Origin of the sequence: Pedobacter sp. BS3 (assembly GCF_008274585.1) — a bacterium.
GTDB lineage: Bacteria > Bacteroidota > Bacteroidia > Sphingobacteriales > Sphingobacteriaceae > Hufsiella_A.
The window spans coordinates 497,962-510,248 of sequence record NZ_VTRT01000002.1 but is presented as its reverse complement, the minus strand read 5'-3'; the positions used below and the strand labels follow the sequence as shown (position 1 = coordinate 510,248).

Here is a 12,287-nt window from a genome sequence, read left to right as displayed (position 1 = left end):
GCGTTAAAAGTAAAGAATCTGAACCATTAGCTATCCGCCAAACCTCGTATTCACCTCTTCAATAAACCCTAAAATTTCCTCGCGGCCCCGTTTGGTTTCGGATGAACTGATAAATTCCGGTGGCATTTCCTCAAACTGCTTTAGTATCGCTTTGCGAAATTTTGCAGCGTTTTGGTCAGTTTTTACCACCGATTGTTTATCGGCTTTGGTATAGATAATAACGAAAGGAATACCGTGCTCGCCCAGCCAGGCACAAAAATCAAGGTCAAGCTTCTGAGGTTCAACGCGGCTGTCTATCAGTACGAAAACGCATTGCAAATTTTGCCGGTTTTTGAGGTAATAACGGATGAAACGTTCCCATTCTTCGCGGTTACTTTTAGATGTTTTGGCATAACCATATCCTGGAAGGTCTACCAGGTACCAGTTTTTATTGATGATAAAATGATTGATCAATTGCGTTTTTCCGGGTTGTTGCGAGGTCTTTGCCAGTCCGCGGCGTTGCGTAAGCATATTAATCAGGGATGATTTACCTACGTTGGAACGACCGATAAACGCATATTCAGGCAAATCCGGGTTGGGTAATTTATCGGTTCGGGTATTACTGCAAACAAATTCGGCGGATTTAATAATCATATCTCAAATTCAAAAGTAAAAATTCAGAAGTAAAAAATGTGTGGTTTCATATTATAGTTAGTTGTTGTTTTTGACTTTTGACTTTTAACTTTTAGCTTTTGACTTTTGATTTTGCAATCAGTCCGCGTTCACTTCCTGGATCTCGTAATTAAAAGCACCCTCAACCGGCACTATTGGCGAAGCCTTATGATCGCTAAGTACTTTAACGAAGCACGCTCCGTAATAAAAAATAATGGATGAATAGAACACGAACAGCATAATCAATACTACAGAGCCCGATGTGCCGTAAATAGTGCCGATATTGCTGAGTGCCAGTAAATACCGAACAATATATTTGCCTATCGTGAACAGGAAAGCCGTTAAAGCGCCGCCTGCAAAGCATATTTTCCATTGCGGACGTCCGTTAGTGAGCATGCGGAACAAGACCGTAAACCAGATCAAAACGGTTGCCAGGAAAAGTATTTCGTTAGCAATGCCATTCAGCAGTTTGCCGGCCACCGGCCACAGTTGCTCCACGTAATTTCCAAATAAAGTGCGTATGCTTTCGGTAAGCAGGGTAATAACAAATAAAAATCCGGCAAGAATAAGAATAACAATAGACGTTGCCCGTGATTTCAGCGTGTACGCGAAACTTTTTTTGCCTCGTAACGCGATTTTCCAGATCTGTTCCAGTGAATTTTTAATGATATTAAACAGTGTGCTGGCTACAAACAGGAAGAATATAAACCCGATTAATGCCAAATACCATTGCTGATTGATGGAGCGAATATTACGCAGGGTCTCCCTTACCTGTAACACGCTCGAGTTATCTAACAAAGAAGGTAACCGGGCAAATAAACCACTCACGAAAACCCGCCTGTTGATAAAAAGGCCAAACAGGCGTATCAGGATGATCAGCATAGGAGGCAGGGCAAACGTGGCAAAAAAGGCGGTGGCGCCGGCCATGCGCAACGGATCGTTTTTTTGCAATTCGGTCACCGATTTACGCATCAGCATGAGTAACTCGGATACTTTATTGATGTGGTGTTTTTGCCGGCTCATACGTTAACGCGAACAATGTTTCAACCGCAAAGGTTATCATTTTTACTGTAATCTGATACCCGATAGCTATCTTTGTGCCAATGTCAACACCGGTAACTCCCTACAAAAACCAGCAGGCTACCAAAAAAGAGCAGGTAGCCAGCATGTTTAACAGCATTTCTAAAACATACGATTTCCTGAACCATTTTATGTCGCTGGGTATTGATATCATCTGGCGTAAAAAGGCTATCGGCGAGTTGAAAAAGAATAAGCCACAGCACATACTGGATGTGGCAACCGGCACCGGCGACTTCGCTTTTGAAGCACTGAAGATATTGAAACCCGAAAAAATTACCGGGGTGGATATATCGCAGGGAATGCTGGACATTGCAGCCCGGAAAATTAAACAACGCAATCTGGCAGATAAATTTGAAGTTCGCTTAGGCGATTCCGAAAAGCTGCTGTTTGACAGCGATACATTTGATGCAGTTACGGTTGCGTATGGCGTCCGCAATTTCGAGAACCTGGAAAAAGGCCTCGCCGATATGCTCCGGGTATTAAAACCCGGCGGAAAAGCGGTGATTTTAGAGTTTTCAAAGCCTAAAGTGTTCCCGGTAAAACAGTTGTATAATTTCTATTTCCATTACATTACGCCCGCCATCGGCAAGCTGTTTTCTAAAGACAGCAACGCCTACAGCTATCTGCCTGAATCAGTGCAGGCATTTCCCGATGGCAAAAATTTTACGGCTTTAATGAATAAAATAGGGTATCGCGATACCAAATCCAGACCTTTAGCGTTTGGAATTTGTTCGATTTATACCGGTATTAAATGACGAAACGTCTCATTGCAGTTTATGCCTTGTTATTATCCGGCTTTGCCGCAAACGCCCAGAACTGGGCCGGGGGAGTGGATGACGAGGCCCTGCACTTTGGCTTTATGTTTCAGTATATCTCATCAGAATACAAAATACTGAAGAAAACAGATTGGAGAAATCCGTATCCGAACCCGGATATCCCAGGAAAATATATTACCGATTCGCTGAACAGTATTTATTCCAAAAGTGCGACAGGCTTTGGGCTGGGTTTTGTGGTTAATTTTCGTCTGGGTGAAAATGCCGATATCCGTTTTACACCGGGTTTGTCATTTGCCGACAGGATGTTGTATTATGAGTATCCCAATAGTGGAGGGCCTCACACAGATCCAGGGGTACCGGAACCTAACACTTATGTAAGCCTTGAAGAGAATCCTCTTACTAAAAAAGTACCATCTACCATGGTTGATTTCCCTTTAGGGCTAAAAATAAAATCGAACCGTTTGATGAATTTCAGGGCGTATTTTTTAACCGGAATCAAGTACTCAACTGATATTGTTTCAAAGAAAAAGCTGGATGATAGTGGTAACGATTGGTTAGAAAAATATGTTAAAAATCAACGACACATATTGTCGTATGAAGTAGGTGTAGGCTTCGACTTGTATTTTGAATTTTTTAAAATGACGCCCGAGCTCAAATTTTCGCAATCGATAAACAGTGTATTAAAGCCCGAAGACCAGCCTTTTTCCAAACCGCTGGATAAGCTGTTTCTCCGCAACATTCAATTCAGCCTCTTTTTTGAATAAACTAAAACAAAAAAGGGTATAAAAACTTACAGCTTTATCGTAATTTCGATTAAAATTGCTGCTTATGTCTAAAATAGCATTGATCACCGGCGCTACATCTGGCATTGGCGAAGCGTGTGCAGAGCTCTTCGCCGCTAACGGATATAACCTGATTTTAACTGGCCGGAGAAAAGACCGGTTGAAAAGCCTGGCGGAAAAATTAAACAAAACGTATAACGTTGAAATAGCCGAAGCCGCTTTCGATGTACGCAATCGTAATGCCGTTCATGATAACCTGAATAATTTGCCACCCGAATGGCGAAATATTGACGTGCTGATCAATAACGCCGGTTTAAGTCAGGGGTTAGACCCGGTACATGAAGGCGATGTGACCGATTGGGACACCATGATAGACACCAATGTAAAAGGCTTGCTGTATGTAACCAAAATAGTTTCAGGTTGGATGACCGGGCGGAAAAAGGGACATATTGTAAACATCGGTTCTATTGCGGGCAAGGAAGTTTATCCCAAAGGAAATGTATATTGCGCTACCAAGCACGCTGTAGATGCGCTGAGCCAGGCTATGCGCATCGATCTGTTGCCTTACGGGATCAGGGTAACCGCCATTCATCCCGGGGCGGTAGAAACAGAGTTCTCGGAGGTGCGTTTTAAAGGCGACAAAGAACGGGCAAAGGCCGTTTACAAAGGTTATGAGCCATTGGTCGCGGCCGATATTGCCGATGCCATCTGGTACGCCGTTTCGCGTCCACCGCATGTAAATATTAACGATATGCTGATCATGCCCACAGCACAGGCCAACGCAACAAACTGGAATAAGAAATAGATACGAGTTACGTGTTATTAGTTACCAGTTACGAGGATCTTAGCCCATAACACGTAACTCGCAACACATAACAATTTAACAAACCAAACAATGTTACAACAAAAAATAGATACCGATATTAAGGCCGCCATGCTGGCTAAAGACGATGTTAAGCTACGTAGCCTGCGTGCCATAAAAGCAGCCTTATTACTGGCAAAAACAGAAAAAGGCGTTTCAGAGAATATTACCGAAGAAACAGAGATCAAAGTATTACAGAAGCTGGTAAAGCAGCGTCGTGAATCGGCGGATATTTACAAGGCGCAAAATCGCGAAGATCTCTATAAAATAGAAACCGAAGAAATGGCTGTTATAGAAAGTTACCTGCCCAAACAGTTAAGTCGCGAAGAAATAGCGGAGCAGGTAAAACAGATCATCAGTCAAACCGGGGCGGCGGGTATAAAAGATATGGGTAAGGTTATGGGAATGGCCAATAAAGCCTTTGCCGGCAGGGCCGATGGCAGAACCATATCCGAAGTTGTAAAAGAATTATTAAGCTGATATTTATTGCCGGCAATTCTTTTCAATCCAACATAAAAAACTAATTTTATCCGGCAGGTAAAATGCCGGTAAAATATTATAGAATTCACCAGCAATATGGAGTATAGCATTAAAGAAGAAAATGGTTTTAAGTATATAGAAGAAGGTGAAGGACAGGTTTTGCTATTGCTTCACGGCCTGATGGGCGCCCTGAGCAATTGGCATGATGTTATTGATGAGTTTAAAGCAAATTACCGGGTAATTATCCCCATGTTACCTATTTATGAGCTGCCTTTGCTGACAACAGGCGTGAAAAGTCTGGCCAAGCATGTGCACAAGTTCATTAAGTATAAAAAATTAGAGCAGGTAAACCTGCTGGGCAATTCGCTAGGAGGGCATGTAGCCCTGATCCTGGCTATTACCTACCCGCAGGATGTAAAAACAATGGTTCTTACCGGTAGCTCAGGGTTGTATGAAAATTCGTTTGGTGGTTCATTTCCCCGCAGGGAGAGCTATGATTTCATAAAGGAGAAGGTAGAATACACGTTCTACGATCCGGCTATTGCTACTAAAGAGCTGGTTGATGAAGTGTTTGAAACCGTTAACGACCGTAACCGGGTGATACGTATCCTCGCTATGGCAAAATCGGCCATCAGGCATAATATGGCTAAGGAATTACATAAAATTACCATTCCGGTATGCCTGATATGGGGAAAAAACGATAAGGTTACGCCGCCGGAAGTGGCTAAGGAGTTTCATGAGCTGCTGCCAAACTCCGAATTGAACTGGATCGACGAATGCGGACATGCACCCATGATGGAGCATCCGAAGGAATTTAATGAATATTTACACAAGTTTTTAGACCGGGTATTATTAAAATGACAGCAGGTAACCTGATAAGCGACGCTATACCGCCATTAAGAACTTCTGACACTATTCAGAAGGTACTTGACCGTATGGCCGAGTTCAGGGTGGCCCATTTGCCTATTGTTAACGGTGAGCAATTGCTGGGATTGGTATCGGATAACGATTTAATTGAAGTAGCAGACTATACCGAACCTATTGGAAATCTCAGCCTTTCATTACATAACGCATTTGTTTACCAGAACCAGCATGTGTATGATGTTATCAGGCTGTTTTATGAGCTTCGGCTAACCGTTGTTCCTGTAACCGATTCCTCCAATACCTACCTGGGACTTATTTCCATTAACACCATGATGGAGCACATTGCTACCATAACGTCGGTCAAAGAGCCGGGAGGTATTATCGTGCTTGAGATCGGTAACCGCAGCAATTCGCTGGCGCATATAGCCCAGGTGGTAGAATCAAACAATGCACAGATACTAAGCTCGTATATCCAGTCGTTTCCCGACTCTACACGTCTTGAGGTAACGCTAAAAGTTAACCGCACCGATTTATCGCCCATTATCGCTACATTTTTGCGTTATGACTATACGGTTGTAGCCACCTATAACAATATCCGGACTGATGATGGAAGTTCCGACCGTTACGACCAGCTGATGAATTACCTGAGTTTTTAGTCACCGGATGAATCCGCAACACGTATCTGAAATGAAGATTGCATTATATGGCAGGGAATTTAATAAAAGCGTGCTTCCGTTTGTGCAGCATGTATTTGATTCGCTGGCAAAGCATCAGGCAGAAGTAACCGTTTATCACGATTTTAACCAGTTTATATCCGGTAAGATATTTTTTCCCGGTAAGGTAAATGTGTTTAAAAGCTACCAGGATATTAAAGGGCATGTTGATGTACTTTTGAGCCTTGGCGGCGATGGTACTATGCTGGATACCGTTGCGCTGGTGCGTGATTCGGGTATCCCCGTCATGGGAATTAATCTTGGCCGTCTGGGATTTCTGGCCAGCGTTAAAAAGGAAGATATTGCCGAAGCCGTAAAAATGCTGGTAAATAACCAGTTTTCTATAGATAAGCGGGCTCTGCTATCCGTAGAATCATCGCCCCGTTTATTTGGCGATGCCAATTTCGCGTTAAACGATATTACCATACACCGGCGTGATAATTCGGCCATGATGATCATTCACGCTTACCTTAATAATGAATTCTTAAATTCATACTGGGCCGATGGACTGATTGTAGCCACACCAACCGGGTCAACGGCTTACTCGTTAAGCTGCGGCGGCCCCATTGTGCTGCCGCAGTCAGATAATATCATTATTACGCCAATTTCGCCGCACAATCTTAACGTACGTCCATTGGTTTTATCCGGCTCAAATGTGCTTACTTTTGAGATAGAAGGCCGCAGTTCCAAATACCTGCTGTCATGCGATTCGCGTACCGAAATTATTAACAATACCGCTAAAATAACCGTGCAGCGAGCCGGTTTTACAATTAATTTAGTACGCTTAAATAATGAAAGTTATTTATCTACGTTAAGAAACAAATTGCTTTGGGGCATTGATACCCGCAATTATTAGATAAAGCTGATGCGTGTTAAAAGTCCGCTGCTTACCGGAATCCTGCTATGTTGCTGCCTGTATTGCTCTGCTCAAACCTGGGAGCTTGGTGTGTTTGGCGGCGGCGCAGGGTACATGGGCGATCTTAATCCGGTAAAACCGTATAAACTGAATAACCTGGCTTTTGGTGGCATGATCCAATATAACTTTAACGCGATATGGGGTTTGAAATTGGGCATTACCCACGGTAAAATACAAGCTGCCGATTCACTTTCTGATAACGCCCAGTATCGCCAGCGTAACCTCAGCTTTTATTCGCCAATTACAGAGGCAAGCCTTCAACTGGTATTCAATTTTTTTGAATATGTGCCCTCCATGAGCCGGAAAATATATACACCGTACCTGTTTGTAGGAGTAGGAGGGGTATTTTTTAATCCTAAAACCAGAATGGATGGCAGGGAATATGAATTGAGATATCTCGGAACCGAGGGACAATCTGTAGAAAATCCTTACCGCAACTATACGCTGACCGTACCTTATGGGTTAGGTATAAAATATAACATAGCCGGTAAATGGTCGCTCTCCGGCGAGATCGGTTATCGTACAGCATATACAGACTATTTGGATGATGTAAGCGGAAGATACCCGACTGCGGATCTATTAAGTACAGCGCCACAGCTAACCGCAATCAGAAAAAAACTGTCGGATCCATCAGTAAATCATATCGGAGCTCCGCTTACCCAGCGTGGCGATTTCCGGAAACGCGATACCTATTTTTTTACCGTAATAGGTATTACCTACACGTTTGTAACCCAAAAATGCCCGGTGGTGAATTAGAAGCCTCACCCCACTTCCGTCGACTGGCGGAATATGGAGCTTCGTTGTACCCCCGTCCTGGTTCTTGCATCTATAGTCTTGTTTCTCACCTGCGTATTGTGCCTTACACCAGTCCACTGTCCACTGTCCATTGTCCATTGTCCATTCTCCATTGTCCACTCTCCACTGTCCATTCTCCATTGTCCACTCTCCACTAAGATCATTTTAGTTTCATAAAAAAATAGCAATAAGGCATTTCCATCGCTATTTTTGTTCGTATATTATGTCCGTCATGAAAAAGGTCGTGGTATTAACTGGCGCCGGCATCTCTGCCGGGAGCGGCTTACAAACGTTCAGGGATGCCGGAGGTTTGTGGGAAGGTTATAATGTGTACGATGTGGCTACGCCCGAAGCCTGGCAGCGTAACCCGGAAATGGTTCAGGAGTTTTACAACCAGCGGCGCAAGGCGGTGCTGGAGGCAAAACCCAATGCGGCACATATTGCCCTGGCCGGGCTGGAAGCCGGTTATGACGTAACCGTTATCACACAAAATATTGATGATCTGCATGAACGGGCCGGCTCGTCGCATACTGTTCATCTGCATGGTATCATTACACGATCGCAATCATCAAAAGATCCCCGGCTAACTTATCCGATAGACGGCTGGGAGCTTAAAATGGGCGAGTTATGCGAGCTCGGTTCGCAGCTGCGGCCGCATGTAGTGTGGTTCGGCGAAGCTGTGCCGATGATTGAAACAGCCGCACGCATAGCGGCAGAGGCCGATATTTTTATGGTGATCGGTACATCCTTGCAAGTATATCCTGCCGCGGGATTAACAGACGTGGTACCTGTTCGGGCCGAAAAAATACTGATTGATCCGGTAGTTCCAGGCATTGATCACATCCCTGAACTCCGGGTGATACAGCAACCGGCCGTGACAGGCGTTCCGGCAATAGTGCGTGAATTGCTCGACCGGAACGATTAAAGCATGATTCTTTACATTTTCTGCGCTGAAGCGGCATTTCATTTGGCTTAACTTTTAACCCCGAATAATCAGGATTTTTCCGTACTGTCTGTCCCGAGAGGAATGATTCGGGATACGGGATTCAACTTTTAACTTAACAAATAGTTGTTATTTAATGTGGCTTTACGCTACTTTGTATAACTGTTTAACACCATACCGATTTATAAATCCATGCGAAAGCCCATCAAACTCATCCTCGGAATAGTGATTGTCATACTGACGGTTCATCTGTCGGCTAATGCTAAAGAGCAGCCTAACGTTATTCTTATTCTGATGGACGATATGGGCTATGGGGATCCCGCTTTTGCCAGTGGTATCGGATATTCAACTCCCAATATGGATCAGATAGCGGCCAATGGTATGCGTTTTACCAATTTCTATGCCGCTCAGCCGGTTTGCACTGCATCACGTGCCGGAATATTAACGGGCTGTTATCCTAACAGGATAGGGATGTATGGCGCATTTGGTCCCTGGACAAAAGATGCGCTGAATCCCCGGGAAGAAACTATTGCATCGCTTTTGAAAAAAAACGGTTATCAAACCTGTATGGTTGGGAAATGGGGGCTTGGCGGATTACCACCGTATCTTCCGCTCAGCTATGGTTTTGATAAATATTACGGCGTTCCTTATTCTAACGATATGTGGCCGGTAGACCGCAACGGAAAGCTGATCACAGATACTGCTGATAAGCTGTATCGTTATCCTTTGCTGCCGTTATACGAAGGAAACAACGTAGTGAAGCATATCAATACCATGCAGGATCAGGGTGAGCTGACACAAGACTACACAAAATACGCCTGCAAATTCATAAAAGATAATAGAGACCGTCCGTTTTTCCTGTACCTGGCACATGCTATGGTGCACGTACCTATAGCCTGCTCGCCGGCCTTTCGGGGAAAAAGTAAAGCTGGTCTTTTTGGCGATGTAATGCAGGAAGTTGATTGGTCTGTCGGGCAGATAAAGCAGGCCTTAAAGGAAGCCGGAGTAGATAAAAATACCCTGATCATTTTTACCAGCGATAATGGTCCCTGGTTAAATTACGGCAATTGGGCGGGCAATACCGGAGGTTTGCGTGAAGGTAAAATAACCTCGTTTGAAGGCGGGCAACGAGTACCATGCGTTATGGAATGGCCGGGACATATACCGGTCGGTACCGTTTGCAATAAGATAGCCGCCGCCATTGATCTGCTGCCAACCATTGCAAAAATTTGTAATGCAAAACTGCCGGAACGTAAGATCGATGGAGTAGATATCTTACCCTTATTGCTGAATAAGCCCGGTGCTGATCCCCGCACCGAGTTTGCTTATTATTACAGGCGTAATAACCTGCAGGCTATCCGGAAAGATGAGTGGAAGCTGGTTTTTCCGCATGAATTTAAAAGCTACAAGGTATATCCTCCGGGTAATGATGGGGAACGGGGCCTTACTGCCGCTGTAAAACAACCAGAGGCGCTCTATAATTTAGCGATCGATCCCGGTGAGACCATCGATGTAAAGGCGCAGCATCCTGATATTGTAAAGCAGCTTAATGCACTGGCTAACCGGTACCGTGCAGATCTGGGTGATGACCTGACAGGAGCTAAAGGAATGGGGAGGCGTCTTCCCGCTGCTTGTGAGCCCTGTGAAATCAATTTCAGAAAATCTGGCAAATAAAGTTCAGTTGTTTCAATGCAGAGCTTCCGGTAAAAAGGTGGAAAATGGCTGATAGATCATAATTTGCAGGCAGAACTATCAAAAGAGAAACAAGAGCATAGCAGCAAAAGACAAGATGAGAAGCATAGCCCGGTTTCTTTTTCTTTTGTCCGTGCACTCCTTTAGAGAATGAGGAGAGGATTAGAGTGAGGCCATCGCACTACTCCATACGCACTACACAATACTTGCGGCCGGATTTTGTCAATAAGTTTTAATCAAACTTTCTTATATCGTTTAGAATAATTGCATATATTTATATGCAGGTATTTTAAATAACCGATGGCATTATACCCGGAATTTGACGAAGAACAATTACTGGTGTTGCTTCAGAGTGGCGATAAAAAGTCGTTTGAGGAATTATATCATCGGTATAAGGTCAGAATCTACGGAAACCTGGTCAAGCTGACCAAATCAGAAGACCTGGCCGAAGAACTGTTGCAGGAAGTATTTATCAAGGTATGGTGCAAACGCGAAACCATCGATCCGCAAAGATCTTTCCGCTCTTACCTGTTTAAAATAGCCGAAAATCTGGTGTATGATCTTTTCAGAAAAGCAGCCTGTGATAAAAAGCTCGAAGCTCATTTAATGGCTGTAGCTACCGAGTTTTACTCGCATATTGATGAAATGATCAGCAATAAAGAAAGCCTGGCGCTTATTAACGAAGCGGTAGATCAGCTTCCGCCGCAGCGTAAGCACATTTATACACTCTGCAAGCTTGAAGGTAAAAGCTACGAAGAAGTGAGCCGGCAATTGGGGATATCAACTTCTACAGTTAACGATCATATTGTAAAAGGTTCACGCTCTGTACGCGAATACCTGTTTTTGATACAGGATGTTGCCTTAGTGCTATGCTTGTTTATAATGGGTTTATAAGTTATAGCGGATGGTTCGGGGAGCTTTAACAGGTAACAGTTGATAATTGACAGATGACAATTGACAATGTCTGTAAGGCGGACAATTTCAAAGGGTCGGTTTTTCGTTTTGTCCAACAAACAACGAAGACGAATAACCCAATACCAAAAGTAAGTTTCTATACATAATCCTCGATCAGGCCTTTGCCCTGACGGATAACCTCAAATTCGCCGGAAGTGCAATCAACCACAGTTGACGGTATATTATCACCATAGCCACCGTCGATGACAGCATCTACCGTATCCTTAAATTTTTCATAGATAAGCTCAGGGTCTGTGGTGTATTCAATGATCTCATCGTCATCGTGAATAGAAGTGGAGATGATGGGATTGCCTAACTCCTTGACAATACAGCGGGCAATATTATTATCTGGAACACGTATTCCTACCGTTTTTTTGTTGCTGCTCAACAGCTTCGGTACATTGTTGTTTGCATTAAAGATGAATGTAAACGGGCCCGGAAGCGCTTTCTTTATCAGCCTGAAAACGGTGGTGTCGATAGGTTTAATGTAATCTGAAATATGGCTCAGATCGTGACAGATGAAAGAGAAATTAGCTTTTTCGGGTTTGATCCCGCGAAGACGGCATACTCTCTCTATCGCTTTCTGATTAGTAATATCGCAACCCAGGCCATAAACGGTATCGGTTGGGTAAATGATCAGTCCGCCCTTCCGCAATATAGAAACTACCTGTTCTATAGCCTTCGGATTTGGATTTTCGGGATATATTTTAATCAGCATGATTAAGTTAAAATTCAAAATTCAAAAGTAAAAATGCCTGCGCATCATAATTCATATTAAG

General features: G+C 43.7%; 14 protein-coding genes. 11 read left to right on the top strand and 3 right to left on the bottom strand.

What is annotated here, in order from left to right:
• Window positions 1–30: 30 nt before the first annotated feature.
• Both yihA and FW774_RS07880 read right to left on the bottom strand, forming a co-directional pair.
• A complete protein-coding gene (gene yihA / locus FW774_RS07885) occupies window positions 31–633 on the bottom strand; it encodes a ribosome biogenesis GTP-binding protein YihA/YsxC (RefSeq protein ID WP_149347624.1) in 603 nt (200 codons plus the stop codon).
• A gap of 117 nt (window positions 634–750) precedes the next feature.
• Entirely contained in the window at window positions 751–1,674 is a 924-nt protein-coding gene (locus tag FW774_RS07880) for a YihY/virulence factor BrkB family protein (protein ID WP_242457764.1), read from the bottom strand.
• An 80-nt stretch (window positions 1,675–1,754) separates the two neighbouring features.
• Between FW774_RS07880 and ubiE the strand changes: the two genes are divergently transcribed.
• The 11 genes from ubiE to FW774_RS07820 all read left to right on the top strand — a co-directional run bounded on the left by ubiE (window position 1,755) and on the right by FW774_RS07820 (window position 11,448).
• A complete protein-coding gene (gene ubiE / locus FW774_RS07875; RefSeq protein ID WP_149347623.1) occupies window positions 1,755–2,486 on the top strand; it encodes a bifunctional demethylmenaquinone methyltransferase/2-methoxy-6-polyprenyl-1,4-benzoquinol methylase UbiE in 732 nt (243 codons plus the stop codon).
• Window positions 2,483–3,271 (top strand): outer membrane beta-barrel protein, encoded by a 789-nt coding sequence (locus tag FW774_RS07870; RefSeq protein WP_149347622.1) that lies wholly within the window; start codon window positions 2,483–2,485, stop codon window positions 3,269–3,271. The genes ubiE and FW774_RS07870 overlap by 4 nt, the downstream gene beginning before the upstream one ends.
• A gap of 64 nt (window positions 3,272–3,335) precedes the next feature.
• Window positions 3,336–4,094: an SDR family oxidoreductase gene (locus FW774_RS07865; RefSeq protein WP_149347621.1), complete on the top strand. Its 759-nt coding sequence runs from the start codon at window positions 3,336–3,338 to the stop codon at window positions 4,092–4,094.
• A 90-nt stretch (window positions 4,095–4,184) separates the two neighbouring features.
• Window positions 4,185–4,631, top strand: coding sequence for a GatB/YqeY domain-containing protein (locus FW774_RS07860; protein WP_149347620.1), 447 nt, complete (start codon window positions 4,185–4,187; stop codon window positions 4,629–4,631).
• A gap of 96 nt (window positions 4,632–4,727) precedes the next feature.
• Window positions 4,728–5,492, top strand: coding sequence for an alpha/beta fold hydrolase (locus FW774_RS07855; RefSeq protein ID WP_149347619.1), 765 nt, complete (start codon window positions 4,728–4,730; stop codon window positions 5,490–5,492).
• Window positions 5,489–6,151 carry a CBS domain-containing protein gene (locus tag FW774_RS07850; protein ID WP_149347618.1) on the top strand — a complete coding sequence of 221 codons (663 nt, stop codon included), beginning with the start codon at window positions 5,489–5,491 and terminating at the stop codon, window positions 6,149–6,151. The genes FW774_RS07855 and FW774_RS07850 overlap by 4 nt, the downstream gene beginning before the upstream one ends.
• Window positions 6,152–6,182: 31 nt before the next feature.
• Window positions 6,183–7,064, top strand: a complete 882-nt coding sequence (locus FW774_RS07845) for an NAD kinase (protein WP_149347617.1) — start codon at window positions 6,183–6,185, stop codon at window positions 7,062–7,064.
• A 9-nt stretch (window positions 7,065–7,073) separates the two neighbouring features.
• Window positions 7,074–7,880 (top strand): DUF6089 family protein, encoded by an 807-nt coding sequence (locus FW774_RS07840; RefSeq protein ID WP_149347616.1) that lies wholly within the window; start codon window positions 7,074–7,076, stop codon window positions 7,878–7,880.
• Window positions 7,881–8,151: 271 nt separating this feature from the next.
• Window positions 8,152–8,844: an SIR2 family NAD-dependent protein deacylase gene (locus FW774_RS07830; protein ID WP_149347614.1), complete on the top strand. Its 693-nt coding sequence runs from the start codon at window positions 8,152–8,154 to the stop codon at window positions 8,842–8,844.
• Between the two features lie 210 nt (window positions 8,845–9,054).
• Window positions 9,055–10,536 carry a sulfatase gene (locus FW774_RS07825; protein ID WP_149347613.1) on the top strand — a complete coding sequence of 494 codons (1,482 nt, stop codon included), beginning with the start codon at window positions 9,055–9,057 and terminating at the stop codon, window positions 10,534–10,536.
• A gap of 318 nt (window positions 10,537–10,854) precedes the next feature.
• Window positions 10,855–11,448, top strand: coding sequence for an RNA polymerase sigma factor (locus tag FW774_RS07820; protein ID WP_149347612.1), 594 nt, complete (start codon window positions 10,855–10,857; stop codon window positions 11,446–11,448).
• Between the two features lie 157 nt (window positions 11,449–11,605).
• Here the strand turns inward: FW774_RS07820 and FW774_RS07815 are convergent, their stop codons facing one another.
• Window positions 11,606–12,226: an L-threonylcarbamoyladenylate synthase gene (locus FW774_RS07815; RefSeq protein WP_149347611.1), complete on the bottom strand. Its 621-nt coding sequence runs from the start codon at window positions 12,224–12,226 to the stop codon at window positions 11,606–11,608.
• Window positions 12,227–12,287 lie beyond the last annotated feature (61 nt).